The sequence below is a fragment of the Caulobacter sp. DMC95 genome (genome assembly GCF_056313785.1).
Genome location: NZ_JBQUZP010000006.1, coordinates 229195 through 254797, shown reverse-complemented (window position 1 = coordinate 254797; position 25603 = coordinate 229195). Strand labels below are relative to the sequence as shown.

The following is a 25603-nucleotide window of genomic DNA, read 5'->3' as shown; positions in this document are numbered from 1 at the left end:
AGACCATGACAGCGATGTCACCGCAACCGGGGATCGACTAAAGTCGAACGCGCGGCACCGCGTCGAGCCATCGCGCGTAAGCGGCTTCGCGAGCGTGTTCGTCCATCGCCGACGCCAGGGTCTCTGCGGCCGGACTGGCCTCCGCAGCTTCCTCGATCGAAGCATAGAGACCGGACCCGACGGCGGCGAACAGCGCCGCGCCTAGGGCCGTGGTCTCCTGATAGCTGGCCCGTCGCACCGAAAGACCGGTGAGGTCGGCCAGGCGCTGGGAGAACCAGGCGCTTTTCGACATCCCGCCGTCGATCCGGAGTTGCGCGGCTTCACCGAACGCTCCGGGCGCATCGGCGCGCATCGCTTCGATCAGGTCCCGCGTCTGCAGAGCGCAGGCGTCGAAGGTGGCGGCGGCGATCTCGGGCAGACCCGCGTCTCGGGTCAGGCCAAAGATCCCGCCGCGCGCGTCGGCGTCCCACCACGGCGCGCCAAGACCGGTGAAGGCGGGAACCACCACCACCGCGTGATCGGGCTTGGCCGCGCGAGCCAGGGCCTCGGCGGCGCGAGGGCCGCCGGTGATCCCAAGGCCCTCGCCCAGCCACTGGATCGCCGCCCCCGCGACGAAGATCGATCCTTCCAGCGCATAGGTGGTCTTGCCGCCAACCCGGGCGGCGACCGTCGTCAGCAGGCGCGCCCGTGAGGCGGCGCGGTCGGTTCCGGTGTTGATCAGCATGAAGCAACCGGTGCCGTAGGTCGCCTTCATCTGGCCCGGCGCGACACAGCCCTGCCCCATCAGCGCCGCCTGCTGGTCGCCCGCAACGCCACGGATCGGAACAGCGCGCCCCAGGATGTCAGCCCGCGTGGCGCCATAGTCGTCCACGCAGTCCAGCACCTGCGGCAGGATCGCCGACGGCACATCAAAAAGCGCCAGCATCTCGCTGGACCAAGCCTGCGCGCCGATGTCGAACAGCAGGGTGCGCGAGGCGTTGGTGGCGTCGGTCGCATGCACGGCGCCGCCGGTCAGCCGCCAGATCACCCAGCAGTCCATGGTGCCGCACAACAGCTCCCCTGCCTCCGCACGGGCCCGCGCGCCGGGAACCTTGTTGAGGATCCAGGCGATCTTGGTCGCCGAAAAATAGGGGTCCAGCAGCAGACCCGTGACCTCTGTGACCTTTGGCTCATGCCCGTCAGCCTTGAGGCGCGCGCAGACGTCGGCGGTGCGGCGATCTTGCCAGACGATCGCCGGATGGATCGGACGCCCGGTGGCGCGGTCCCAGACCACCACGGTTTCGCGCTGGTTGGTGATTCCGATCGCGGCGATGTCTGCGGCGCGGCCGGAAGCTTCCGTGACCTCGCGCAGCACGGCGACGGCGGCGGCGTAGATCTCTTCGGCGTCATGCTCGACCCAGCCGTCGGCAGGGTAGCTCTGCCGCAAGGGGCGAGACGCCTCGCCCAGAGCCGTGCCGGAGCGGTCAAAGAGGATGGCGCGCGTGCTGGTGGTCCCTTGGTCCAGGGCCAGGATCAGGTCTTGCGCCATCGGCGGTTCCTCCACTCAGACTTGCGACATCTCGACGCGTAACGCCGCGTCGGCGGCTTTGAGCTGTTTAAGCATGTTTTCATTTGCGAGCCGCAAGGTCATCCTCATCGAACCTTCCGGATTCGTGGAGGCGGGGCCATTCAGACCGTCGAAATCGCTTCGCTCATGACGCTGGCGCGTAGTCGTGAACCCGGTGATCGGGAACGACTGCTGAGCGGCATCGTCGATCTATGCGAGGCGGGCCAGGCCCGTGGCGAGCCCACCCATCCCGATATCCAGGCCCTGCTGAACTCGATCTTCATGACCCTGGTGGTCGAAGCCGAGCGCGACATTCGCAAACGCCTGTCCGAACGGCTGGCCGACGCCGACTGGGCCCCTTCGGCCCTGATCAACATCATGGCCCTCGACGAGATCGAGATCGCGCGGCCGATCATCGCCCGTAGTCCGGTGCTCGAGGACCATGACCTGATCCGCCTGCTGGTTCAGGCCACGCTGGAGCACCAGATCGAGATCGCCCGACGTCCCCATCTGAAGGCGCCGGTCGTGGAAGCGATCATCAGCCGGGACGAGCCGGCGGTCATGACCGCCCTGGCGTCCAACGACACCGCCGAGATCTCACCCGACGCCATGGGCCGTCTGGTCAACCGCTCACGCGACGTCGTGGCCCTGCGGTCTCCGCTGGCGCGGCACCCGAAGCTGTCCAGCGACCTGGCCGAGCAACTCTATTTGCTGGTCGGTCGCGCGCTTCGCGACGCGCTGACGTCGCGTTTCCAGCTCGACGCGGCGCGCATGCAGGCCGCCGTCAACGAAGCCCTTCAGGCCGCTCATAAGGGCGAGAGCGATCGTATCGTCGCCCCGGTGGAGGTCGATGAGGATCGTGAAGAGATGGAACGGTCGTTGATCGAGAAGCTCGATTCGGCCGGCCAGCTTCGCCCGGGCTATCTTCTGCGGGTTCTGCGGGAAGGCCGCCTCCAGCTCTTTGTCATGGCCCTGGCGCGGCTGGGCAAGTTTGAGCCGGGACAGATCCGGCGGGCCATCGACACCAGTCGCCCCGAGCTCCTGGCGTTGGCCTGTTCGGCCGTCGGGATCGATCGCAGCGTCTTCCCGACGATCCTGGAACATGTGCGGCAGCTGAACGGCGGCCGACCTGGCGGCGGGGACGAGGGCGTACGGCGCGCGGCCAGCGCCTTTGGGCCCTTTACGCCGGACATTGCCGGCATGGCGTTCCGGCAGGCCGTCGGACAGGTTTGACAAGACCACGGCCTTCCCGCCTCTTGGCCGCATGTATCAGCCGCAACCGTTCGTGACTCGCTTGGCGTTCAAGTGCAGCGACAGACCCGAGGCCCAGGAGGCCCGGGAACGACTTGCGGCGCGCTATGGCGATGTCGGGGCTGAAAACGCTCAGGTGATCGTCGCCCTTGGGGGCGACGGCTTCATGCTCGAAAGCCTGCACGAGGCGATCGCCACCCAGACGCCGATCTACGGGATGAACCGCGGCTCGGTCGGCTTCCTAATGAACGAGTACAGCGAAGACGGGCTGCTGGAGCGAATCAACGCTGCGGAGCGCGCTGTGATTCATCCGCTGGCCATGGTCGCCATCGACGCGCGGCGCACCCAGCATCGGGCGTTGGCGATCAACGAGGTCTCGCTTCTGCGCCAGACCCGCCAGACCGCCAAGGTGCGCATCTCGATCGACGGCAAGGTTCGGATGGGCGAACTGGTCTGCGACGGCGTGCTGCTGGCGACCCCGGCGGGTTCGACCGCCTACAATCTTTCAGCCCATGGCCCGATCATCCCGATCGACGGCCGCGTGTTGGCTCTCACCCCCATCAGCGCCTTCCGCCCCCGCCGTTGGCGCGGAGCCCTGCTGCCGCAGTCCGCTCGGGTCACCTTTGAGATTCTTGAAGCCGACAAGCGCCCCGTCAGCGCGGTGGCGGACAACTTCGAGGTTCGCGACGTGATGGAGGTGCACATCTCCGAGGATCGCGGGACGTCACTATCCATGCTCTTCGACGCCGGACGAAGCCTGGAGGAGCGCGTCTTGGCCGAACAGTTTTCAGCTTGAGCAAGACCTGAGACGTTGAGTCGCACAAAAACCCCGGTCTCATCTAATATTAACGCCTGCTATGTTAGCCATACCCAACTTGTACCGCCGCTGGGGAGGCGAAGAGTGACCAATAAGACCACCGCCGAGGTGATCCAGGTGCCGAACATGCTCAAGCTCAAGGTGGGCGGGCGCGGCGGCATCGACATGGCCGCGATCGCCAAGGCCGAGGCCGCGCTCAAGAGCTTGTCGGGCAATTTCGCCCAATGGCTCAACGACGAGATCGTCAAGCTGGAGGCTGCGCGCCAGGCGGTGAAGACCGAGGGCCTCAACGCCCAGACGGTTGAGACCCTCTATCTCCGGGCGCACGACCTGAAGGGTCTGGGCGCGACCTACGAATTCCCACTGATCACGCGACTAGCGGCTTCGCTGTGCAAGCTGATCGACGATCCCGACACGCGCCTCAAGGCCCCGATGTTCCTCGTTGACGCCCATATCGACGCGATCAAGGCGTGCGTTCGGGACGACATCAAGGTCGACACCCACCCGGTCGGCAAGGCTCTCTGCACCGAGCTCGAGGCGCGCGTCGCCGACTACCTCGGCGCCGCCGGCTAGAGCCTCGCGCGTCAAAACGGAATCGTTTTGACGCGATAACGCGGATCTAAATCAAATACTTAGAGCGTGACGCCGAAGCCGGTTCACACCTTCGGCGTTACGCTCTTGCTACATCAGGCCAAACAGGCCCTTGAGGTAAGGATTGAGCATCCGCGCCTCAGGATCCAGGTCCTGGCGGACCTCCAGGAAATCCTTCCAGCGCGGATAGATCGCCTCCAGCTGCCGGCCACGCAGCGTATGGAGCTTGCCCCAGTGCGGACGCCCCTCGTAGCGGCGGAAGATGGGCTCGATGAGCTGATACAGGAAGCTGAAGTCATCGCGGTAGTAGGCGTGCACCGCCACCGATCCGCGCGCGCCCCCATGGAACGGCGACAGCCAGGCGTCATCGCCCGCGATGCGACGCACCTCGATCGGGAAGAACACATCGGGTCTTTCCGTCTCGATCACCCGCATCACCTCGTCCAAGGCCTTCAACTGGTTCTCGACCGGCAGGTGGAACTCCATCTCGTTGAATCGCACCGGGCGTTCGGTCGAGAGCAGCTTCCAGCCTTCGTCAACAGCGGTCTCAGGCTTGGCCGAAGACAAGAGCGCCTTGGCGGCGGCCTTGCGCAACGGCGTGGCGAAGCCCAGCAGGTTTCGTAGTCCCTTCAGGGCCTGCAGGAACTCGACATCCTGGTCGGGACCGCGGGCCTCAGCCGGATCGTCGGTCTCGTCATGGCTGATGTTCACCGCCAGCCCGGTGAACGGGACCGCGTAGAACTCGAAGTTGCGATGCTGGGCCCAGCGGCCTTCAGCCTGGGCCATCGCCTCCTCGAAGGGCTCCAGCCACACGCGGCGACGCAGGCGGCGGTTGGCGCTGGTGCGTATCCGCACTTGGCTGATCACCCCCAGCGCGCCCAGCGACACGCGGGCGGCCTGGAAGATCTCGGGATTGTTGGTCGCGTCGGCGTCGATGATCTTGCCCGAGGGCGTGACCAGTCGCAGGCCCGTGACGTCGCCGTGCATGGCCGGAAGCTTGACCCCCGTGCCGTGCGTCGCCGTGCCCAAGGCGCCGCCCAGCGACTGCTTGTTGATGTCTGGGAGGTTCGGCAGCGCCCGCCCCTTCTCGGCCAGCAGGGGGCCAAGCGCGCCGAGTCGGGTGCCGGTCATGACGATCGCTTGGTCGCCCTCCCAGCCGACAATCCCCGACATCGAGTCCAGCGAAACGAGCGTGCCGTCGGTCGGGGCCAGGGCCGTGAAGGAGTGGCCCGAGCCGACGGGGCGGATCGGCGCCTGGGCGACTTTCAGCGCAGTGGCCAGTTCGCCCTCGTCCTTGGGGGCCAGACGGGCGGCGGGATAGGCGTGCTGAACGCCCGACCAGTTGCGCCATAGAACCTTGCCCTGCGCATTGACCGAAGCGGGCGAAGGCGGTTCGGGCTTGTCCCCGGTGGCGACCATGTAAGCCGCGCCCGCGCCGCCGGCGACCACCGCCGCTCCCGTTCCGCCCGCGATCAGAGCCCCACGCCGCGAGATCATGACGCCTCCCCGTATCTTAAGACGCGGAGTCGTCTCGCCCCGCCATGAAGCGTATCAGGGCCTTGAAATCGTCCGGCGTGCAAGTCGCGCATTGGCCGGTCGCCGGCATGGCGTTGAAACCCTGGATCGTGTGATCCAGCAAAATCGCCTCGCCCCGCTTCCAACGCGGATCCCAGGCGGCGCGGTCATGGACCAGCGGCGCGCCCGTCTCCGGAATGGCGTGACAGGCGTGACACGAGGTCTCGTACAGGCCCGCCAGCCGCGCATCAGCCGGGCGCAGCGCCAGGGCCTGCTCTGGCGTGGGCGGCGGCGGGATCTTCGATCCGCAAGCCGAAAGGACGAGGGCGGCGGCGACCAGAACCAGCGCCGCGCGCATCAGGCGATCCCCGACAGGCGTTTGGCCGCCGTCAGCGTGTTGGCCAGCAAGCAAGCAATCGTCATCGGTCCAACGCCCCCCGGAACCGGCGTGATCGCGCCGGCGACCTCCTTAACCTCGTCGAAGGCGACGTCGCCGACAAGCCGGGTCTTGCCAGCGGCGGCGGCTTCCGGATCGCGGGCCGGGAAACGGGTGATGCCGACGTCGATGACCACGGCGCCGGGCTTGACCCAATCGGCCTTGACCATCTCAGCCCGGCCGACGGCGGCCACGACGATGTCGGCCTGGCGGACAATCGAGGGCAGGTCCTGGCTGCGCGAGTGGGCGATGGTCACCGTGCAGTCGGCGGCCAGCAGCATCTGGGCCATAGGCTTGCCCATCAGGTTCGAGCGGCCGATCACCACGGCGGTCTTGCCCTTCAGATCCCCGATCGCGTCCTTGATCAACATCATGCAGCCCGTCGGCGTGCAGGGCGCCAGGGCCGGCAAACCGCTGGCCAGGCGTCCAGCGTTGGTTACGGTCAGGCCGTCGACGTCCTTGTCAGGCGACAGAGCGGCCACGACGTCCATCTGGCTGATGTGCGGCGGCACCGGGAACTGCACTAGCACGCCGTGGATCTTGGGATCGGCGTTCAGCTTGGCGACGACCGCCAAGAGCTCGTCCTGGGTGGTGGTTTCCGGCAGACGATGGGTCTCGGAGTACATGCCCGCCGCCGTGGTCTGCTCGCCCTTGTTGCGGACATAGACCTGGCTGGCGGGGTCCTCGCCGACCAGCACGACCGCCAAGCCCGGCGTCACGCCATGCTCGGCCTTCAGGGCGGCGACCTCCTCGGCGATCTTGGCCCTCAGATCGGCCGCGAAGGCCTTACCGTCGATGAGTTTCGCCTGCGCCATGGGGGTTCTCCTGCTTTGTCCGTCCCTAGCCGCTGGGCGCGAGACTCGCAACGGCGCGCGCTCGCCAAGGGCTTGACCGCCTTCCCGCTGCGGCGTGTCCTCTGGCCATGACTCAGCCCTTCCCGTCCCCCGCCATCCATGCCCGCGAGATCCTGGCCAAGCTGGGGGCGCCGCCGCTGCCCGCCGACGCGGGAGAGTCCGTGCGCAGCCCCATCGACGGCGCCGACCTGGCCCACGTCGGCTTCGACGACGCCCGGCAGATCGAGGCCAAGATCGCCGCCGCCGTTCGCGCTTTCGCCGATTGGCGCGTGGTTCCCGCCCCGCGTCGTGGCGAACTGGTGCGACTGTTCGGCGAAGAGCTGCGGGCCGCCAAGGCTGAGCTCGCCGCCCTGGTGACCTTGGAAGCTGGGAAGATCGCCTCAGAGGCGGCCGGCGAGGTCCAGGAGATGATCGACATCTGCGACTTCGCCGTGGGCCTGTCGCGCCAGCTGCACGGCCTGACCATCGCCTCGGAACGTCCCGGCCACGCCATGCGCGAGACCTGGCATCCGCTGGGTCCGGTCGCCGTGATCAGCGCCTTCAACTTCCCCGTCGCCGTCTGGGCGTGGAATGCCTGCCTCGCGCTCGTCTGCGGCGATCCGGTGATCTGGAAGCCGTCGGAAAAGACCCCGCTGACGGCCCTGGCCACCCAGGCGATCCTGGAGCGCGCCCTGGCCCGCTTCGGCGACGCGCCGCAGGGGCTGTCGTCGGTCGTGCTGGGCGCCCGCGACGCCGGCGAGCGGCTGGCCCGCGATCCGCGCATCCCGCTGGTCAGCGCCACCGGCTCCACCCGCATGGGCCGGGCCGTCGCTCCCATGGTCGCCGAGCGCTTCGGCCGCTCTATCCTGGAGCTGGGCGGCAACAACGCCATGATCGTCGCGCCCTCGGCTGACCTCTCGCTAGCCCTGCGCGCCATCGTCTTCTCCGCGGCGGGCACGGCGGGCCAGCGCTGCACGTCCTTGCGCCGCCTGATCGTCCACGAGAGCCTGGTCGACAAGGTCAGCGACGCGGTCGAGAGCGCCTTCCAGCGCCTTCCCGTCGGCGACCCGCGCGATCCCAAGACCCTACTGGGCCCGTTGATCGACAAGGCCGCCTATGACGCCTTCATCGCTGCGATGAACCAGGTCCGCGCCGAGGGAGGAACCGTCGCCGGCGGCGAACGCGTACTGATCGATGAACACCCCGAGGCCTACTATGTGCGCCCCGCCCTCGCCCGCCTGTCCGCGCCTGCGCCGTGCATGCAGCGCGAGACCTTCGCACCCTTGCTGCACGTCGTTCCGTACACGGATTTTGAGGCGGCGATCGCGATCCAGAACGACGTGCCCCAGGGGCTGTCCTCCTGCGTGATGACCAACGACGTCCGCGAGGCCGAGCGCTTCCTGTCCGCCGCCGGCAGCGACTGCGGCATCGCCAACGTCAATATCGGCCCCTCGGGCGCCGAGATCGGCGGCGCGTTTGGCGGCGAGAAGGAAACCGGCGGCGGCCGCGAGAGCGGCTCCGACAGCTGGAAGCAGTACATGCGTCGCCAGACCGCGACGGTGAACTATTCCAGCGCCCTGCCCCTGGCGCAGGGCGTGCGGTTCGATCTGTAGAGCTTGCAAAAAGAAAAGGGGGAGGCTCCGGAAGCCTCCCCCGATAACCTTTGCGGTCTAACGGCGTAGGTCTGGCTGGATGCGCTCCAACCCCGCCTACAGCGGGATATTGTCGTGCTTCTTCCAGGGGTTGGAGAGCTCCTTGCCCTTCAGGCTTTTCAGGCCGCGCACGATGCGGCGACGGGTGCCGTGGGGCATGATCACGTCGTCGATGTAACCCCGCGAAGCCGCCACGAACGGATTAGCGAAGCGATCCTTGTACTCGGCTTCGCGGGCGGCGAGCGCTTCGGGGTCCTTGGCCTCGGCGCGGAAGATGATCTCCACCGCCCCCTTGGCGCCCATGACCGCGATCTCGGCGGTCGGCCAAGCGTAGTTCAGGTCACCGCGCAGGTGCTTTGAGCTCATCACGTCATAGGCGCCGCCATAGGCCTTGCGGGTGATGACGGTGATCTTCGGCACGGTGGCCTCGGCATAGGCGAACAGCAGCTTGGCGCCGTGCTTGATCAGGCCGCCGTACTCCTGCTTGGTGCCCGGCATGAAGCCCGGCACGTCCACGAAAGTGACGATCGGGATATTGAAGGCGTCGCAGAAACGGACAAACCGCGCGGCCTTGCGGCTGGAGTCGATATCCAGCACCCCGGCCAGCACCTGCGGCTGGTTGGCGACGATGCCGACCGTCTCGCCGTCCATCCGCGCGAAGCCGCAGATGATGTTCTTGGCCCACTCGCTGGAAATCTCGAAGAAATCCGCCTCGTCGACGACCTTCAGGATCAGCTCCTTCATGTCGTAGGGCTTGGTCGGATCGGCCGGGACCAGGGTGTCCAGGCTCATCTCCTCGCGCAGCGGCTCGTCGAAGCTTTCACGCTCGGGCGCCGCCTCGCGGTTGGACGAGGGCAGGAAGTCGATCAGGCGGCGGACCTGGGTCATGGCCTCCAGATCGTTCTCGAACGCGCCTTCGGCGACGCCCGACTTGGCCGCGTGAACCCGCGCTCCGCCCAGCTCCTCGGCGGTGACGACCTCGTTGGTGACGGTCTTCACGACGTCCGGGCCCGTCACGAACATGTAGCTCGTGTCCTTCACCATGAAGATGAAGTCGGTCATGGCCGGCGAATAGACGTCGCCGCCGGCGCAGGGGCCCATGATCACGCTGATCTGCGGAATGACGCCCGAGGCCATGACGTTCTCGACGAAGATGTCGGCGTAGCCAGCCAAGCTGTCGACGCCCTCCTGGATCCGTGCGCCGCCGGCGTCGAACAGGCCGATCACCGGCGCGCCGACCTTCATGGCCTGGCGCTGCACCTTGACGATCTTCTGGGCATGGGCGTTCGACAGCGAGCCGCCGAACACGGTGAAGTCCTTGGAAAAGACGTAGACGACCTTGCCGTTGATCGTGCCCCAGCCGGTCACGACGCCGTCGCCGGGGATCTTCTGGTCCTGCATGCCGAAGTCGGCGCAGCGGTGCTCGACGAACATGTCGAACTCCTCGAAGGAGCCCTCGTCCAGCAAGAGGTCGATCCGCTCGCGGGCGGTCAGCTTGCCCTTGGCGTGCTGCGCTTCGACGCGCTTTTCGCCGCCCCCGGCCTTGGCCTGCTGGCGACGACGCTCCAGTTCCTCGAGAATGTGCTGCACGCGCGTACTCCCCTGCCCGGTTCGTTCATCTGGCGGTTCTTCCACCTTATGACCAAGCCGTAGCGAGGCCGGAGCCGAGGCGCAAGGCGGACCTTGCGGCACCGCAGCATAGCTTTTCGGTCGGGGACTCAGTTTGTCCGTGGCCCGAACAGGATCAGGGCCGCTCCAACCAAGCATATCGCGCCGCCGACGAGGTCCCAGCGATCAGGGCGAGCGCCTTCCACCAGCCGCATCCACGCCAGGGACGCGATGATGTAGACGTCGCCATAGGCCGCAAACGCGCGTCCCGCCGCGCTGGCTTCGATCCGCGTCAGAAGCAGCGCGAAGATCACTAGCGACAACGCCCCCAGCACCGCCCAGCCCGGCGACTTGCCGAGCCTGAGCCAGACCCAGAAGCCGAAGCATCCCGCGATCTCGGCAAGCGCCGCAAGGCCGTAGATCGCGAAGCTGGTCAATGCCGCAACGCGGCGAACCAGCGGTCTATCATCGCCGCCTCCACGCCCAGGGCCTGGGCGCGCGCCTGGGCTTCGGCGTCCTCTCCCCACTGCTCGGCCTGATAGATTTCGTCCAGGCGCGAAAGGTCCAGCGCGCTCTGGCCCGTCAGGCGTCCTGCGTGCACCGCAAGCGCAAGAACCGTCGATCCAAAGAGCCCCGCCGCGAAGGCCACGCCCGCCAAGGCGAAATCATCCAGGGTCAGGGCCAGGGCTTCAACCGACGCCAGGGTGGCCGGCGGCTGCGGCGTGTGGATGATCCCAGCGACGGGTGTGAACAGCAGGCCATGTTCGGCCTTGGCCCAAGCCAGCACCGCGTCCCACTCGCGCTGCTGTCGCTCGACGAGGGGCCTGGGGCTTTCCGCGCGATAGCAGAGGTGATCCGAGGCGGCGTAGGCGGTGATCTCCCGGGCGACCTCGGCGCGCGTCTCGGCGATCCGGTCGATGGCGGTGAAGGCCAGACGCGTCGCGGGCATCAGGCTGTTGTCGACGTATTCGACCTGCGCCTCCCATTCGGCCGCGATGATCTCGCCCAGGGCTTGGGTCGGGGCCACCAGCGGCCGCTTGGCGGGCGACTTGGGGGTGCGGCCGTCCAGTTGCACCGCAAACCCGCCGTCGACCTGCACAGCGGCGGCGGTCTTGTAGAAGCGCTTGGGCTTCAGCAGCAATTCGGACTTGTCGGACACAGGAAGGCTCTTTTTCGCGATCATCCGCGACGGATCGGCGACGGACAGGCGTTGAATGGGCAAGATCGCGTTGTCGCGCAAGGGAGAGCATTGCTTGAGCCTGCCCACCAAGGACCTGATGGCCGCCATAGCCGCCACGCGCTTTGGGCTGGGGGCCCGTCCCGGCGAGATCGAGGCCGCCAAGGCCGATCCGCAAGGCTTCCTGATCGCCCAGATCCGCCGCGAGGGCGCTGATCTTCCGCAGGACGATGGTGAGACCGCCAGCGCTCGTTTCGAGCAGATGCGGGCCTATCAGCAGCAGCGACGCGCCGAGCGCCAGCGGAAGGTCGGCGAGGACGACACCAAAATGGCCGCCCAGGCCTTCATCAGCGCCCAGCGCGACCTACGCCAGAAAGTTGGGGGCGACTTCCTGGCGCGCGCCCGCCTTGGCGCCAGTACGCTGACGCCCTTCCGCGAGCGCTGGGCGCTCTTCTGGGCCAATCACTTCACCGTCTCGGCCACCAAGCAGCTCACCTCGGTGCTCGTCGGTCCGTTCGAGCGCGAAGCGATCCGTCCCCATGTGTTCAGCCGCTTCGAGAACCTGTTGGTGGCGTCCTCGACCCATCCGGCCATGCTGACCTATCTGGACCAGGCCCAGTCCATCGGTCCAAACAGCCGCGCCGCCGAATTCGCCGCGCGTCGCCGCAACAACGCCACAGCCGGGCTGAATGAGAACTTGGCGCGCGAGATCCTGGAGTTGCACACCGTCGGGATCGACGCAGGCTATAGCCAGACAGACGTCACCGAGTTCGCACGCGCCCTGACAGGCTTTTCCATCGGTCGAGAGCAGGAACACCGCGCCGGTCAGTTCCTGTTCCGCGAACAGGCCCATGAACCCGGCGCGCGGACGATCCTGGGTCGTCGCTACAGCCAACAAGGGATGGCTCAGCCGCTGGCGGCCCTGCGCGACCTTGCCGCCGATCCTCGCACCGCCCGCCATGTCTGCGGCAAGATCGCCCGCCACTTCGTCGCTGACGTCCCGCCCACGTCGCTGGTCCAACGACTGGAGCAACGCTGGATGGCCACAGGCGGTGACCTGGCGGCGGTGGCCCGAACCCTGGTCGAAAGTCCGGAAGCCTGGGACCCGGCGCCCGCCAAGTTCAAGACGCCCTACGAGTTTACGGTGTCGACCTGGCGGGTGATCGGCGCCGAACCTTCGGCGTTCGAGCGCATCGCGCCGATCCTGAACAGCCTGGGCCAGAAGCCCTTTGAGCCCCCCTCTCCCAAGGGTTGGCCCGAAGACGCCGAGACCTGGGCGGCGCCCGACGCGCTGATCAAGCGCATGCAGTGGGCGCAAGGTTTCGCCGCCGCCGTCGCCGATCGTACGGATCCCAACGCTCTGGCTGCTTCAGCCCTCGGCGCACGGCTGACACCGCCGGTCGCCAAGGCCGTCGCCCGGGCCGAGACCCGTCGAGAAGCCTTCGCCCTGCTGATCATGAGCCCGGAGTTCCAACGTCGATGACCGCCACCGTCAACCGTCGCTCGTTGCTCGGCCTTGGCGCGAGCCTGGGCTTTAGCGTCAACCTGTTCGGAGCCCAGGCCTTCGCGGCCTCTGAAAGCGCCCTGGCGCGCAAGAAGCTGGTGGTCGTCATCTGTCGGGGCGGCATGGACGGACTGTCGGTGTCACCGCCGGTCGGGGATCAAAGCTACGAGGCCCTGCGCGGCTCGATCGCGATGCGCCGCGATCAGGTGCTGATGCTGGATGACACCTTCGGCCTGCATCCGGAGTTGAAGTCTGTTTTCGCCCTGGCGCAGAAGGGCCAAGCCCGCATCGCCCCGGCGATCGCCAGCCCCGACCGCGCCCGGTCGCACTTCGAGGCCCAGGATGTGCTGGAGACCGGCTCGGCGAAGGTCTATGGGGCCGAGACGGGCTGGCTGAACCGGACGCTGGAAGCCCTGACGCCGATCCGCAAGGTCGGGGGCTTGTCGGTCGGGACCACTGCGCCGCTGATCCTGCGCGGCAAGGTCCAGGCCGCCAGCTGGTCTCCCGGCAAGGGCGTCGACGAAGCCGCGCGCCTGCCCACCCTGCTGCAGGATCTCTACAGGTCGGACCCGCTTCTAGGCCCCGCGTTTGCGCGCGGATTGGAAACCGAAGCCATGGCCGAGACGGCTATGGCCGCACAGGCCAGCGGTTCCGCCATGGCTGGTATGATCCCCGCGATGGGCGCGGGCGGACAAAACCGCGGCGGCGTGGAGACCGCGCGCAGGCTCGGATCAACGCTAGGCGGCTTCATGACCCAGGCGGGCGGACCGCAGATCGCCGCCGTCTCGCTCGACGGCTTTGACACCCACGCCAATCAACCCGGACAGATCGCCACCCGCCTGTCCTATATGGACGCGGTGCTCGATGGCCTGCACAGCGGCCTGGGCTCCGAGTGGAAGAACACCGTGGTGCTCGTCGTCACCGAGTTTGGCCGAACCGCACGGGTGAACGGCACCGGCGGCACCGATCACGGCACAGCCTCGACCGGCCTCATCCTGGGCGGCGCGCTGAAGCGCGGCGGGATCATCGGCGACTGGCCAGGCTTGGCTGATAAGGCGCTGTTCGAAAGCCGCGACACCGCGCCGACGCTGGACGTCCGCAGCCTCTTCAAAGGCGTCTTGGCCGACCACATCGGCGTCGACCACGCCATCCTCGAGAGCAAGGTTTTTCCGGACAGCACAAACGCCAGACCCATTACGGGCCTCGTCTAGAGCGCGTTAGGTTTAAGTGTAAGCGGTTAAACCTAACGCGCTCTAAGTCTATGAATTAGAGACTGTTTATCTGGTTTAGATGATCCCATCTAAACCAGACAGGCTCTAGAGATCCGCGCATAGCGGAGACCCGCGCCCCATGCAGGGCGCGGCAGGTGGGGGACCAAGCGGCGCGATCAGCGTCGCTTGGTCTGACGCCGGGCGAACGGTTCGGCGTCCGCCTCGTCTTCGGAGAAGCCGAACTTGCGGAAGCCTTCCTGCATCTCGGGGCTTAGCGGCGCTTCGATGTGCAGCATGCCGGCCGAGGGGTGCGGCAGCAGGATAGAGCGGGCGTGCAGCTGCAGCTTCAGCCCTTCCGACAGCGGGGCCGACTTTTCGTCGCCGTACTTGGGATCGCCCAGGATCGGGTGGCCCATGGCCTTCATGTGCGCCCGAAGCTGGTGGGTGCGGCCGGTGTGGGGGCGCAGCGCCATCCAGGTCACGCGCGGCCCGGCCCGACTGATCGTCACGAACTCGGTTTCGGCGGGTTGCGCGTCGGGATCCTTGGGCTGGGCCGGCACGACCAGCTCACGATCGCCCACCCCGCGCTTGGCCAGGTGCAGTTCCATCACGCCCTCGGTCGGGTGAGGATTGCCCGCCACGATCGCCCAGTAGGTCTTCTGCGCCTTGCGTTTGGCGAAGGCCCCCGACAGGCGTGCGGCGGCCGACGGCGTCTTTCCCAAGAGCAGCACGCCCGAGGTGTCGCGGTCCAGGCGGTGGACCAGGCGCGGACGATCGACGCCCTCGCCCCAGGCGCTGAGCAGCTTGTCGACATGCTTGGTGGTCTTGGTGCCGCCCTGCACGGCCAGGCCCGCCGGCTTGTTAAGGGCCAGGACCTCTTCGTCCTCGTAGAGGACCAGCGAGCGGGCGTAGGCGATGTCACGCGGCGACAGCTTGTTCTTATCCGACGGATCGGGCGCGTCGGGCAGCGGCGGCACGCGGATCTGGCTGCCCGCCGCCAGCTTGGTGTCGGCCTTGGCGCGCGAGCCGTCGACGCGGACCTGGCCGGAGCGGAACAGCTTGTTCAGCTGGATATGGTTCAGGTGCGGCCAGCGACGCTTGAACCAGCGGTCGAGACGGACCCCGTCCTCGCCAGCGTCAACGTACAGGGTGCGGACTTCCTTGGTGCTCATGCGAAGACTTTCCGGGCCAGCAGAAGGCCCGCGAACAGGGCCGCGATCGCCAGAAGGACGCTCGCGGCGGAATAGGTGAACGCCTGGCCGTAGGCGCGCTTCTGGATCATCAGCGCGGTCTCCAGCGAGAACGACGAAAATGTTGTGAACCCGCCCAGGACGCCGACGCCCAGCAGCACGCGCCACTGCTCGCCCGAGCCATTGCCTCTGTGGGCCAGCCAGGACGCCAGGCAGCCCATCAGGAAGCCGCCGACGACATTGACCGTGAAGGTTCCGTACGGCCAGCCGGGTCCCATGACCCGCATCGCGCCGACGCCCACCAGATAGCGCGCGACGGACCCGACGGCCCCGCCGGCCGCCACCAGGAGCAGCTTGTTCATAAACGCCTTATGCGCCGAGGGGCCGTGAACGCCAAGCGCCCACCGTCGTTCCCTTGGTTTTCCCGGGTTTCTTTCACGGTAAACCCGGTCGGAAACCCTATTTCCAAACGAGAGGTTAAGCGCGCCGTCGGCACTCTTCAGGCGAATTAAAAGCGTCAGGTCCATGCCCTTCGACACTCCAGCATCGAACGCGAGCGAACGCGTGGCTCTTCCGACGCCGGTCATCCAGCGTCTGGCGGGCACGGACCTGGTCGCGCGCGGTTCGGTGAACGTCATCAGCATCAAGGCGATCCGCGCCTGGGCCGGCGAGTGGTGGAGCCACAAGCGCGCCGACGTCTGGACCTATGTCGAACGCAAGCTCCACGATCACCTGGACCGGCAGGATCTTCGCGCCCGGATTTCCGACAGCGAGTTCCTGATCGCGATGAACCATGATCAAGGCCTCGCCGCGCAGGCGACGAGCGTCAAGATCCTTGAGGACGTGTTGACCCATCTCCTGGGCGCGGCCTCGTTGACGGACCTGGGGATCCGGTCGGTCATCGGTCTTGAGGACGGCGCGGCCGTCTGCCGACGTATCGACCCGGCGATCGTGCTGGCGGCCCGTGCTCGACGCGACTCGGCTCGCTCCCCCGTCCGCATCGCGGTCGAGCCGGCGGACGAAGCCCGGCGCACGCCCGTCGCCTTCACCACAGCGGGCGGCGCCGCCCTGCGGGTCGACTTCACGCTGGAGCACGTGATCAGCCTTCGGCGTAACATCACCACGGCCGTGCGCATCGAGCCGATGGTTACCCACCTGGCAAGCGGGCGGCAGACCTCGGCCCGAACCTTGACCAAACTGTCGGACCGCGACGTCGCCTTCATGGACGAGTCGACCCTGAAATACGCGGCCGTATTCGCGCGATCAGCGCAGGGGCCCAACACGCCGGAGCTGATCCTGCCGGCGTCGTTCCGCACCCTGGGCACACAGCGCGGCCGCGATCTGCTGACGGGCACGGCTGGTCTTTCGCTGAGCCTGCTACGCGGCGGCGTGATGATCGAGCTGGTGGATGTCACCCGCGGCACCCCGGCGGGACGCCTGCTGGAGGTCGTAGGCCTGCTGCGCGCGCTGACGCGCGGCGTGATCGCGCGCGTTCCGCCGGACAAGGAAGCTCTGCGCGTGCTACGCGACGCACGTCTGGCCGGATTGGCGCTCGATGGATCGGATCTGTCGGGCGAGGCGGCGAAGATCGCCATGGACATCATGAACTTTGGCGGCAGCGCGCGTGGCCTGGCGCCGATGACTATCCTCCAAGGCCTGCCCGCAGAAGGCTACTTCGCCGCCGCAGAAACGGCCGGTCTCACCCACGCTTCGCTGAGAGCCGCCTATCCCCTGGCCAAGCAGGCCGCAGCTTAAACCTCGAGACTGAGGAGGGCCCGCGCGGCGGCGCGAGCCGCTTGGGTCACCTCGGCGCCTGACAGCATCCGGGCGATCTCTTCCTCCCGCTGGACGATGGTCAACGGCTCGACCTTGGTGCGGGTCGAGGTGTCGTCGCCCGATTTCGAGATCCGCCAATGCGCGTCCCCCCGCGCGGCCACCTGGGCCGAGTGGGTGACCACCAGAACCTGGGCGTTGGCGGCGAGGCGCTTCAGGCGCAGCCCCACCGCGTCAGCGACGGCGCCGCCGACGCCTTGATCGACTTCATCAAATATCATCAAGGGCTGAGGCCCACCGCCCCGTCCCGCCAGCGCCGCCTTCAGCGCCAGGGCGAAGCGCGCAAGCTCCCCGCCCGAGGCGATGGCCTCCATCGGTCCGAACGGCGCGCCAGGATTGGTGGAAATCTCGAAGGCCACCCGGTCCAGTCCCGAGGGGCCGGCCCGGTCTTCGGCGAGCGGTTCCAGCGCCACGCGGAACTTGGCCTTTTCGAGCTTCAGCGGAGCCAGCTCGGCCTCGACGGCCCTGGCGAGCGCGTCGCCGGCAGCCCGGCGTTCGGCCGAGAGCGCCTCAGCGGCGTAAAGATAGGCCTCGCGCGCTTCGGCGGCCTCCTTGTTGGCGGCCCGAAGAGCGTCTTCGGAGGTCTCGATAGCCTGAAGGCGGGCGGCGAATTCGGCGCGCTTGGCGGGTAGGTCATCGACCAACACGTTCAGCTTCCGCGCCATGCCGCGCAGGGCGAACAGGCGCTCTTCGGCCTTCTCCAGGCGATCCGGCTCGAACTCAAAGGTTTCGGCCACGGCGTCGATGGCGGCCGAGGCCTCCTGCGCCTCGACCAGCGCCCGGTCCACCGCATCGCAGGCGGCCGACAGACGGGTCATGGCCGCCCCCTCGGCCGGAGCGCCAGCCTGCAGCGCGCGATCGCGAGCCCGCTCCAAAGCACGGTAGGCTTGCGCCAGACGGCCGGAAAGGTTGTCGCCGCCCAACGCGTCCTGAGCCGAGGCGATGTCGGCCATGGCCTTTTCCGCCGAGCTCAGCAAAGCGCGCTCCTCGGCGAGACTGGCCTCCTCACCCTCGCGAGGGTCTAACCGATCCAGTTCGGACAGGCGAAGCGTCAGTTCCTCGGTTTCGGCCGTCGCGCGGCTGGCCAGGTCACGAAGCTCATCGGCCCGGTCGCGCGCCGCACGCCAGGCGCTCCAGGCCGAGGCGACGGCGCCCAGACTGACCCCGCCGAACACGTCGAGCAGCCCCCGATGGGTCTTGGGGTCCAGCAGGCCGACGGTCTCGTGCTGCCCATGCACCTCCAAAAGCAGTGCGCCCAGGTCTTTCAACACGCCCACGCTGGTGGCCTGATCGTTGACGAAAGCGCGCGAGCGGCCATCGGGCGACAACTGTCGACGCAGGACGAGGTCCTCGTCACGCGCGTAGGACAGACCCTTGTCGTCGAGATAGGCGAAGGCGGGATGGTCGGCGGGCAACGCGAAGATCGCGGTGGCCGAGGCGTGCCCCGTCGCCCCTCGGCGAACCAGTCCGGCATCGGCCCGCGCGCCGGTCGCCAGACCAAGGGCGTCGAGTATGATCGACTTGCCCGCGCCGGTTTCACCGGTCAGCGCCGTGAGCCCCTCACCGATGGCGAGATCCAGGCTCTCGATGAGCACGACGTCACGGATGGATAGGCCGATCAGCATGGGTCGCAAGATCGCCGGGAATCAGTATTTTTCAAAGCGCAAAGGCGGAACGAAACGGGACCAACCGGTGATCCCGCTGCGATCTACATGCCCAGCGGCCCCAGCAGACCCTTCTTGGCCTTGCGCTCACCGGGAGGCGCCAGGGTCGTGCTCTTGTCCTTCGACAGGATGCGCTCCAGCGCATTTCGCTTGGCGCCGGCCTTGAGAGGCTCGACCGCCGGGCGCAGGCCGTTGTCGTTGAGCAGCTTGTAGGCGTCCGCGTACCAGCGATCCCCCGGGAAGTTGTAGCCCAGCACCGCGCCGTTGCGCTTGGCCTCTTCGGCGAGACCGATCGTCAGATAGGACTCCACCAGACGAAACAGCGCTTCGGGCGTATGTGACGTTGTCTGGTGACGCTCGATCACAGTCTTGAAGCGGCCGATCGCCGCCAGCGTCTGGCCGTTCTTCAGATACCAGCGCCCGATAGCCATTTCCTTGCCGGCCAACTGGTCGTTGACCATGTCGATCTTCAGGCGGGCGTCCGTGGCGTACTCGGTGCTCGGATACCGCTGAACAACGTCGCGCAATGCGGCCAGCGCCTGCTCGGTCGCGGCCTGGTCGCGGTTCACGTCGACGATCTGTTCGAAGTAACAGATGGCCTTCAGATAGAAGGCGTATTGGGCCGACGGATTGCCGGGATAGAGCGAGATGAACCGGTCAGCGTCACCGATCGCCTCAGCGTACTGATTGCCCATGTAGTGGGCGTAGCCCGTCATCAGGATCGAGCGGCGCGACCATTCCGAATAAGGGTGCTGGCGCTCGACTTCGCGAAAATAGTCGACGGCTTCGTTCCAGTTGCCGCGGTCCAGGCGGTCGGCGCCGGTGGAATACAGCAGCTCAACGGGACGCTCTTCGTAGGCGAGGGTCGGCTTCTTGGCCTTGCCGGCGCAGCCCGCCACCGAGGCGGCGACGAGGACAGCGGCGATCGTGACGGCCGAACGTCCCTGGAAAATACGAAGCACGGACTCTCTCACCCTCGAAGCAAACGTGCGCCCCTGCGCCGTGCAAGGCTTCTACACCACGCCGTCGACGGCGCAAATGCGAAGGCCAAGCCCCGACGTTTCGGAAACGCTCCTAGACCGCTTCGGCAAGGACCGGCGCGAAGGCGCGCAGGCGCCAGGCGCGCGGCTGAGCCAGCAACGCTCGAACCACGGCGTTATTGAGGCCGTGACCGGCCAGAACGCCTTCAAAACGGCCAATAATCGGTTTGCCCAGTACGTAGAGGTCCCCCACGGCGTCCAGAGCCTTGTGGCGGACGAACTCGTCCGGACGGCGCAGACCCTCCGGGTTCAGAACACGATCGCCGTCGATGACCACGGCGTTTTCCATCGAACCGCCGCGGGCCAGACCGATCGCACGCAGGGCCTCGACATCGCGCACAAACCCGAAGGTGCGGCAGTCAGAGAGCTCAGCGCGGAACGAGTCCTCGTCCACCACCAGGTCCACGGCCTGGCGACCGATAGCCTTGCTGGCGAAGGCGATCTCGAAGGCGACCTCGAAGCGATCGGCCGGCAGCAGGCTGGCGCGCTTGTCACCCTCCTCCACCGTGATCGGCGTAAGAATCTCGATGTACTGGCGCACAGCTTCCTGACGGCGACGACCCGCGCGATCCAGGATCTGGACGAAGGGCTCGGACGAACCGTCCATGATCGGCACTTCCGGACCGTCGACCTCGACGATGCAGTTGTCGATCGACAACGCCGCCAGCGCGGCCATCAGGTGCTCGATCGTCGAGACGCGCACATCGTCGGCGTTGTTGATCACCGTGCCGAGCTGGGTCTGGCAAACCGCGTCAGCCGTGACCGGCACGCGGTTGTCGCGGTCATGCACATCGGTCCGCACAAAGACGATCCCCATGTCGGCGACCGCCGGGCGCACGGCGACGCGAACGTGCGCGCCCGTGTGCAGGCCGATCCCCGCGAAGATCACCGGTCCTGCGACCGTGTGCTGAAAATAACCCGAAGCCGACACTCGAGACCCTTATTGGCTAACGGACGACCTTGCGGTCGACCTTTCGCCCCCGCTTAGCATTTAGGTGCGATGCGGCGCCGCGGCAAAGCAAAGTCTGTTTCGGATTGTTACCACATAAGATGCTGTATTTATTTCATTTTTATAACAGCGACGCGCAGCCCAAAACGTAACGCCGATCAATGATCAGCGCTATGGCGAGGCCTCAGGGCGTGAGTCGCCACCACGGATCCAAGCCTCACCTTTGTTAGGCATAACCCGTTCCAGCCGATCGGGTTTCACAGCTAGGCGGTCAAACTTGGCCTGTGGCCGCCGCGAAGGTCAGTCGCGCCTTCTTCTCGAGTTCACCGATCTCCCGGCCAGACATGTAGACCCGCGCCAGGGCGGCCGGGGCGACGGCCGGGAACGCCGCTACGGGCAGGCGCCGCAGCTCGGCGCGTGCGGCGCGCAGCTGCGCCTCGACCCGTCGTTTGACATCGACTTGGGTCCAGTCATCTGGCAAGCGCGACCGGCCGGCCTGTTTCAGCCGCCACAGGCCGGCGAGACCCCAAGCGCGCGCCGCGCCCTTGACGGTATGCGGATCAGCATTCGGATCGAGCCGGCGCGCCGCCAGCACGGCCAGCGCGCCGGCCGTGCCGTCGATATAGGCCAGCACCGCCGCCTCATCCGTCAACGGACCCTCGTCAAGATCGACGAAACGCGCGTCGGCGAGAACCGCCAGGGCATTGGGGTCGAAGCCGGACGCGGCCAGGACCTCGACATTGGGGTGCTTGCGCGGCGGCTTGCCGGCGGCGATCTCTTCCATCGCCTCGCGCCACCAGGTCAGCCGGATCTCGCCCATCAGAGCGTTCGATACGCCGCCGGCCACGCGGGCCAGCTCGTAGTTCAGGCCGTAGAGGGCGATGACGTCCGCTCGCGCAGCGGGGTCAGCGATGAAGCGCGTCGCCAACCAGCGGTCAGGATCGACGCGGCGAACGAGGTCTTCGAGGGTCTCGGTGTCGGCCATGGGGTCCAGAACGAAGAAGGCCCGCCGCGAGTCGCGACGGGCCCTCCCCTTACAGCATTTTCCAGCCGGGTTTAGCCAAACAGCGTCTGGTTCATCGCCATGGTGGCCAGCATCGGGATGCTGAGCAGCGTGTTGGTGCGCGAGAACAGCATAGCGGTCTTGGCGGCCTTGGCCTTGGCGTCCGCGTCGGCCTCGACAATGCCCAGCGCGATCTTCTGGTTCGGCCAGATGAAGACCCAGACGTTGAAGAACATCACCGTGGCCAGCCACATGCCGGTGCCGATGAAGGTGAAGCCCATGTCGACACCGGGCGTGTAACCGCCGGCGAGACCCAGGGTGAACGCCTCCACGAGATAGCCGCGGTTATAGGCCAGCAGAACGCCCATCACCCAGGTCGCCAGGGCCGCCCAGCGGAACCAGAACAGAGCCTCAGGCGCGATGTACTTGCTGACCGCCGGCTTCAGCTCGGCCGGGATCTGCGGCATCACGCGGATCTGCACGAAGTTGAAGTAGTAAAGCAGGCCGATCCACAGGATGCCGAACAGCACGTGCAGCCAGCGGAAGATGGCCTGGAAGTACGTTGCGTCATGCCCATGCGGGCTGTGGCCGTAGCCAATGACGATGACCAGCGCCAGCACGAAGCTGACGATGATCGTGTTGCGGAAGTTCGAAAGCAGTCCAGTCACCGGTTTCCCCCTCGGATCCCATTTCCCTTAAGGGGACCATAGGGATGTTTGGGAGTCGGGCAAACCCAGGATACCGAGAGTCGCTGAAGCGACCGCTAGACCGCTATGAGCGCCGCCGCCAACCTGCGGCCCTCACTGGCCAGGACGTTGTAGGTGCGCGCGGCCGCTTCGGTGCTCATGAATTCGAGTCCGACGCCAGCGGCCTTCAGCGCGTCGCGAACCGGGCGCGGCGGCAGGGCATTGGCCAGACCCACGCCCAGCAGGACGAACTCGACCACGCCGCCCGCCGCGAAAACTTCCGCAAACGCCTCGGGCGTCAAGGCAGCCAGCGACGAGACAGCCCAGTCCTGCGGCTGATCATCGAGGATCAGCAGCGAACCGGGCCGCCAGACGCCGGCGACCCGAAAGCCGCCGCCGCCCCAGGCGTCGATGGACGGCGGCTGCCGCATCAGGGCCGCGACGCCGCGCCGAGCTTGATCGGCGTGGCTTCTTCTTCTCCGCGCTTCACCCCCCACAACAGGATGATCGGCGCGCCGACATAGATCGACGAGTAGGTGCCGACCGCGATGCCGAAGATCATGACGACCGAGAAGCCGAACAGCGACTCGCCGCCAAAAATCGCCAACCCCGTCAGCGCCATGATCGCCGTCACGCCGGTGATGATCGTTCGCGAGACGATTTCGTTGATCGACAGGTCGATCACCTCGCGCAGAGGCATCTTCTTGTACTTGCGCAGGTTTTCGCGAAGACGGTCGAAGACCACGACGGTGTCGTTCATCGAGTAGCCGATCACCGTCAGCAGCGCGGCCACGGTGTTGAGGCTGAACTCGATCCTGAACAGCACGATAAAGCCGAAGGTCAGAATCAGGTCGTGCAGCAGGCCCGCAACGGCGCCGAGGCCGAACTGCGGCTCGAAGCGGAACCAGATGTAGAGGAACATCAGGCCAACGGCGAGCACCAGGGCCAGCACGCCGCTCCGCAACAGTTCGCCCGAGACCTTCGGACCAACCGCCGAGGGGTTGATGAACTGCACGGGGTCGCCGAGCGACTGCTTCAGCGCGGTCTTGACGTTGGTCAGGGTGACACCGGGGTCACCGCCGGCCGGCGTCTGGAAGCGCACCAGAGCGCGATCCGGCGAGCCGAAGGCCTGCACCTGCACATCGCCCAGGCCTTGGGCTTCGAGGGTGGTGCGAACCTTGGCCAGATCGACCGCGCGGGGGGCGGTCGAGACTTCCATGACGGAACCGCCCTTGAAGTCGATGCCGAGGTTCAGCCCGGGCTTGAACACGCCGATCAGCGAGGCGACCACCAGGGTCGCGCTGATCAGCGCCATCAGGCGCGCGAACTTGACGAAAGTGAGGTTGGTTTTCTGCGGGAGCAGCTTGATCAGGGGCCAGGCCATGGGTGTGCTCACTCAGATCGGAAGTTTCTTGGGGCGAGTGGCGCGGAACCACCAGCCGATGAGAAGCTGGCTCACCAGCACAGATGTGAACACCGAGGTGAACACACCGATCGACAAGGTCCAGGCGAAGCCCCGAACGGGACCCGCGCCGAACGCGAACATGATGCCCGCCGCCACCAGGGTGGTGACGTTGGCGTCGATGATCGTGGTCATGGCCCGCGAGAAACCCGCATCGGCGGCCATGATCGGCGATTTGCCGGCCCGGACCTCGTCGCGCATCCGCTCGTAGATCAGCACGTTGGCGTCCACGGCCACGGCCAGGGTGAGGATCAGACCCGCGATGCCCGGCAGGGTGAGGGTCGCCTGGGTCAAAGACATGGCCGCCACGATCAGCATGCCGTTGATGATCAGCGCGATCACCGAGATGCCACCGAACAGCAGTCCATAGCTGAGGATCATGAAGACGACGATCGTGATGAAGGCCACCAGGGTGGAGACAGCGCCGGCGCGCACAGCGTCCGCACCCAGTTCGGCGCCGACGGTGTTCTGTTGCTCGACCTTCAGAGGCGCGGGAAGCGCACCCGAGCGCAGCAGCAGAGCCAGGTCAGAGGCGCTCTCGGCCGTGAACGAGCCGGTGATGATGCCGCTGCCGCCCAGGATGGCGCCATTGATGGTGGGCGCCGAGATGATCCGGCCGTCTAGGACGATGGCGAAGCGCTTGCCGACGTTGCGCGCCGTGGCGTCGCCAAACTTACGCGAACCCGAGCCGTTGAACTTGAACGACACGGCGGGCGCACCGCGATCATCGAAGCTCTGGCGGGAATCGACGAGCTCATCGCCCGACACCAGGGCGCGCTTCCGCACGACATAGGCGGCCTGGTAACGATCGTCGCTGGGCAGGGCTTCGGAGCCGGGCGGGATGCGGCCGGCGGCGATGTCTTCGGGGGTGACCGAGTCATCGACCATCTGGAACGTCAGCTTGGCGGTCTTGCCGACCACGGCCTTGAGCCTCTCCGGATCGCTTTCGCCAGCCGCCTGGATCACGATGCGATCGGCGCCTTGGCGAGTGATGTTTGGCTCCTTGGTGCCCAAGGTGTCGATGCGTCGACGAATGGTCTCGATGCTCTGATCGACGGCCATGGACGCATCCTGCGCCGCAGCTTCGGGGACGAAGGACAGTTCCAGACGCTGATCGTCGCGCTTGTTGACGTTGACGTCGCGGCCGCTGACCGAGCCGGCGAACGGGGCCCCAACCGAGCGACGCAGCAGGCTGGCGGCCTCATCGACCTTGCCCGCATCGGCGATGCGCAGACGAACCGTGCCGTTCACTTCAGCCAGTTCGCCGAACGTGATCTGTTCGCCCCGCAGAACGGTGCGCACATCTTCGACCAGGTTCTTCAGGCGCTCCTTGCGCAGGGCGTCGGTGTCGACCTCGTACATCAGGTACGAACCGCCCTGCAGGTCGAGGCCGAGGTTCAGCTTCTGCTTGGGCAGCCAGCCCGGGAAGCTATCCAGCGTCTTCTGCGGCAGGAGATTGGGCAAGGTGAAGAGAATGCCGAAGATCACCGAGAGGGTGACCAAGACAATCTTCCAGCGAGACAGTGTCAGCATGGATAAAAGCTCGGATCGACGCCGTTAGACGCCTGGATTTGCGCTGAGCCCGGCGGTCAGGCGATGAACGCCCGACGCCGGAAACCCAGATCAACATGTTCG

Annotated in this window: 24 protein-coding genes; 7 read left to right on the top strand and 17 right to left on the bottom strand. The window is 66.8% G+C overall.

What is annotated here, in order from left to right:
- Window positions 1-37: 37 nt before the first annotated feature.
- Complete coding sequence (gene glpK, locus ACT53N_RS15625) at window positions 38-1528, bottom strand: glycerol kinase GlpK (RefSeq protein ID WP_476064760.1); 1491 nt, start codon at window positions 1526-1528, stop codon at window positions 38-40.
- 165 nt (window positions 1529-1693) lie between these two features.
- Between glpK and ACT53N_RS15620 the strand changes: the two genes are divergently transcribed.
- From ACT53N_RS15620 to ACT53N_RS15610, 3 genes are all read left to right on the top strand, one after another.
- Window positions 1694-2779, top strand: a complete 1086-nt coding sequence (locus ACT53N_RS15620; protein ID WP_476064759.1) for a DUF2336 domain-containing protein — start codon at window positions 1694-1696, stop codon at window positions 2777-2779.
- Window positions 2780-2810: 31 nt separating this feature from the next.
- Window positions 2811-3593: an NAD kinase gene (locus tag ACT53N_RS15615; protein ID WP_476064758.1), complete on the top strand. Its 783-nt coding sequence runs from the start codon at window positions 2811-2813 to the stop codon at window positions 3591-3593.
- Window positions 3594-3698: 105 nt separating this feature from the next.
- Window positions 3699-4187, top strand: coding sequence for an Hpt domain-containing protein (locus tag ACT53N_RS15610; RefSeq protein ID WP_476064757.1), 489 nt, complete (start codon window positions 3699-3701; stop codon window positions 4185-4187).
- 108 nt (window positions 4188-4295) lie between these two features.
- On the opposite strand, the gene ACT53N_RS15605 is transcribed toward ACT53N_RS15610, so the two are convergent.
- The 3 genes from ACT53N_RS15605 to folD are packed head-to-tail and all read right to left on the bottom strand — an operon-like array spanning window position 4296 to window position 6971.
- The gene (locus ACT53N_RS15605) at window positions 4296-5702 is read right to left on the bottom strand and encodes a D-arabinono-1,4-lactone oxidase (RefSeq protein ID WP_476064756.1); all 1407 of its coding nucleotides are present in this window, start codon (window positions 5700-5702) and stop codon (window positions 4296-4298) included.
- 16 nt (window positions 5703-5718) lie between these two features.
- A complete protein-coding gene (locus tag ACT53N_RS15600; RefSeq protein ID WP_476064755.1) occupies window positions 5719-6078 on the bottom strand; it encodes a c-type cytochrome in 360 nt (119 codons plus the stop codon).
- Entirely contained in the window at window positions 6078-6971 is an 894-nt protein-coding gene (gene folD / locus ACT53N_RS15595; RefSeq protein ID WP_476064754.1) for a bifunctional methylenetetrahydrofolate dehydrogenase/methenyltetrahydrofolate cyclohydrolase FolD, read from the bottom strand. The genes ACT53N_RS15600 and folD overlap by 1 nt, the downstream gene beginning before the upstream one ends.
- 107 nt (window positions 6972-7078) lie before the next feature.
- On the opposite strand from folD, the gene amaB reads away from it, so the two are divergent.
- On the top strand, window positions 7079-8602 hold the full coding sequence (amaB, locus tag ACT53N_RS15590) for an L-piperidine-6-carboxylate dehydrogenase (RefSeq protein WP_476064753.1): 1524 nt from the start codon (window positions 7079-7081) through the stop codon (window positions 8600-8602).
- A gap of 96 nt (window positions 8603-8698) precedes the next feature.
- Here the strand turns inward: amaB and ACT53N_RS15585 are convergent, their stop codons facing one another.
- The 3 genes from ACT53N_RS15585 to ACT53N_RS15575 all read right to left on the bottom strand — a co-directional run bounded on the left by ACT53N_RS15585 (window position 8699) and on the right by ACT53N_RS15575 (window position 11408).
- Window positions 8699-10231: an acyl-CoA carboxylase subunit beta gene (locus tag ACT53N_RS15585; protein ID WP_476064752.1), complete on the bottom strand. Its 1533-nt coding sequence runs from the start codon at window positions 10229-10231 to the stop codon at window positions 8699-8701.
- 128 nt (window positions 10232-10359) lie between these two features.
- A complete protein-coding gene (locus ACT53N_RS15580; protein ID WP_476064751.1) occupies window positions 10360-10686 on the bottom strand; it encodes a YnfA family protein in 327 nt (108 codons plus the stop codon).
- Window positions 10683-11408, bottom strand: coding sequence for an ATP12 family chaperone protein (locus tag ACT53N_RS15575; protein WP_476064750.1), 726 nt, complete (start codon window positions 11406-11408; stop codon window positions 10683-10685). The genes ACT53N_RS15580 and ACT53N_RS15575 overlap by 4 nt, the downstream gene beginning before the upstream one ends.
- Before the next feature lie 55 nt (window positions 11409-11463).
- Here ACT53N_RS15575 and ACT53N_RS15570 point away from each other — a divergent pair, with 55 nt between their 5' ends.
- Window positions 11464-12909: a DUF1800 domain-containing protein gene (locus ACT53N_RS15570; RefSeq protein WP_476064749.1), complete on the top strand. Its 1446-nt coding sequence runs from the start codon at window positions 11464-11466 to the stop codon at window positions 12907-12909.
- The gene (locus ACT53N_RS15565; RefSeq protein WP_476064748.1) at window positions 12906-14141 is read left to right on the top strand and encodes a DUF1501 domain-containing protein; all 1236 of its coding nucleotides are present in this window, start codon (window positions 12906-12908) and stop codon (window positions 14139-14141) included. The genes ACT53N_RS15570 and ACT53N_RS15565 overlap by 4 nt, the downstream gene beginning before the upstream one ends.
- A 176-nt stretch (window positions 14142-14317) precedes the next feature.
- Here the strand turns inward: ACT53N_RS15565 and ACT53N_RS15560 are convergent, their stop codons facing one another.
- Complete coding sequence (locus ACT53N_RS15560) at window positions 14318-15313, bottom strand: RluA family pseudouridine synthase (protein WP_096050962.1); 996 nt, start codon at window positions 15311-15313, stop codon at window positions 14318-14320.
- Entirely contained in the window at window positions 15310-15693 is a 384-nt protein-coding gene (gene crcB, locus ACT53N_RS15555) for a fluoride efflux transporter CrcB (protein ID WP_476064747.1), read from the bottom strand. The genes ACT53N_RS15560 and crcB overlap by 4 nt, the downstream gene beginning before the upstream one ends.
- A gap of 163 nt (window positions 15694-15856) precedes the next feature.
- On the opposite strand from crcB, the gene ACT53N_RS15550 reads away from it, so the two are divergent.
- Window positions 15857-17086, top strand: a complete 1230-nt coding sequence (locus ACT53N_RS15550; RefSeq protein WP_476064746.1) for a hypothetical protein — start codon at window positions 15857-15859, stop codon at window positions 17084-17086.
- On the opposite strand, the gene recN is transcribed toward ACT53N_RS15550, so the two are convergent.
- From recN to secD, 8 genes are all read right to left on the bottom strand, one after another.
- Window positions 17083-18789 carry a DNA repair protein RecN gene (recN, locus tag ACT53N_RS15545; protein WP_476064745.1) on the bottom strand — a complete coding sequence of 569 codons (1707 nt, stop codon included), beginning with the start codon at window positions 18787-18789 and terminating at the stop codon, window positions 17083-17085. The genes ACT53N_RS15550 and recN overlap by 4 nt on opposite strands.
- An 83-nt stretch (window positions 18790-18872) precedes the next feature.
- Window positions 18873-19802 (bottom strand): outer membrane protein assembly factor BamD, encoded by a 930-nt coding sequence (locus tag ACT53N_RS15540; RefSeq protein ID WP_476064744.1) that lies wholly within the window; start codon window positions 19800-19802, stop codon window positions 18873-18875.
- Window positions 19803-19902: 100 nt separating this feature from the next.
- Complete coding sequence (gene lpxC / locus ACT53N_RS15535; protein WP_476064743.1) at window positions 19903-20799, bottom strand: UDP-3-O-acyl-N-acetylglucosamine deacetylase; 897 nt, start codon at window positions 20797-20799, stop codon at window positions 19903-19905.
- Between the two features lie 289 nt (window positions 20800-21088).
- Window positions 21089-21802 (bottom strand): squalene/phytoene synthase family protein, encoded by a 714-nt coding sequence (locus tag ACT53N_RS15530; RefSeq protein ID WP_476064742.1) that lies wholly within the window; start codon window positions 21800-21802, stop codon window positions 21089-21091.
- A 71-nt stretch (window positions 21803-21873) separates the two neighbouring features.
- Complete coding sequence (locus ACT53N_RS15525; protein ID WP_096050955.1) at window positions 21874-22488, bottom strand: urate hydroxylase PuuD; 615 nt, start codon at window positions 22486-22488, stop codon at window positions 21874-21876.
- A gap of 95 nt (window positions 22489-22583) precedes the next feature.
- Complete coding sequence (locus ACT53N_RS15520; protein ID WP_476064741.1) at window positions 22584-22937, bottom strand: Mth938-like domain-containing protein; 354 nt, start codon at window positions 22935-22937, stop codon at window positions 22584-22586.
- Window positions 22937-23902, bottom strand: a complete 966-nt coding sequence (secF, locus tag ACT53N_RS15515; RefSeq protein ID WP_476064740.1) for a protein translocase subunit SecF — start codon at window positions 23900-23902, stop codon at window positions 22937-22939. Before secF ends, ACT53N_RS15520 begins: the two co-directional genes overlap by 1 nt.
- Complete coding sequence (secD, locus tag ACT53N_RS15510) at window positions 23903-25501, bottom strand: protein translocase subunit SecD (protein WP_476064739.1); 1599 nt, start codon at window positions 25499-25501, stop codon at window positions 23903-23905. It abuts the gene before it with no gap.
- Window positions 25502-25603 lie beyond the last annotated feature (102 nt).

Excerpts from the sequence above, each read along its gene's own strand:
- glpK (WP_476064760.1), bottom strand. The coding sequence starts at position 1,528 with ATGGCGCAAGACCTGATCCTGGCCCTGGACCAAGGGACCACCAGCACG.
- ACT53N_RS15620 (WP_476064759.1), top strand. The coding sequence starts at position 1,694 with ATGACGCTGGCGCGTAGTCGTGAACCCGGTGATCGGGAACGACTGCTG.
- ACT53N_RS15615 (WP_476064758.1), top strand. The coding sequence starts at position 2,811 with ATGTATCAGCCGCAACCGTTCGTGACTCGCTTGGCGTTCAAGTGCAGC.
- ACT53N_RS15605 (WP_476064756.1), bottom strand. The coding sequence starts at position 5,702 with ATGATCTCGCGGCGTGGGGCTCTGATCGCGGGCGGAACGGGAGCGGCG.
- ACT53N_RS15600 (WP_476064755.1), bottom strand. The coding sequence starts at position 6,078 with ATGCGCGCGGCGCTGGTTCTGGTCGCCGCCGCCCTCGTCCTTTCGGCT.
- folD (WP_476064754.1), bottom strand. The coding sequence starts at position 6,971 with ATGGCGCAGGCGAAACTCATCGACGGTAAGGCCTTCGCGGCCGATCTG.
- amaB (WP_476064753.1), top strand. The coding sequence starts at position 7,079 with ATGACTCAGCCCTTCCCGTCCCCCGCCATCCATGCCCGCGAGATCCTG.
- ACT53N_RS15570 (WP_476064749.1), top strand. The coding sequence starts at position 11,464 with ATGGGCAAGATCGCGTTGTCGCGCAAGGGAGAGCATTGCTTGAGCCTG.
- ACT53N_RS15565 (WP_476064748.1), top strand. The coding sequence starts at position 12,906 with ATGACCGCCACCGTCAACCGTCGCTCGTTGCTCGGCCTTGGCGCGAGC.
- ACT53N_RS15560 (WP_096050962.1), bottom strand. The coding sequence starts at position 15,313 with ATGAGCACCAAGGAAGTCCGCACCCTGTACGTTGACGCTGGCGAGGAC.
- crcB (WP_476064747.1), bottom strand. The coding sequence starts at position 15,693 with ATGAACAAGCTGCTCCTGGTGGCGGCCGGCGGGGCCGTCGGGTCCGTC.
- ACT53N_RS15550 (WP_476064746.1), top strand. The coding sequence starts at position 15,857 with ATGCCCTTCGACACTCCAGCATCGAACGCGAGCGAACGCGTGGCTCTT.
- recN (WP_476064745.1), bottom strand. The coding sequence starts at position 18,789 with ATGCTGATCGGCCTATCCATCCGTGACGTCGTGCTCATCGAGAGCCTG.
- ACT53N_RS15530 (WP_476064742.1), bottom strand. The coding sequence starts at position 21,802 with ATGGCCGACACCGAGACCCTCGAAGACCTCGTTCGCCGCGTCGATCCT.
- ACT53N_RS15520 (WP_476064741.1), bottom strand. The coding sequence starts at position 22,937 with ATGCGGCAGCCGCCGTCCATCGACGCCTGGGGCGGCGGCGGCTTTCGG.
- secD (WP_476064739.1), bottom strand. The coding sequence starts at position 25,501 with ATGCTGACACTGTCTCGCTGGAAGATTGTCTTGGTCACCCTCTCGGTG.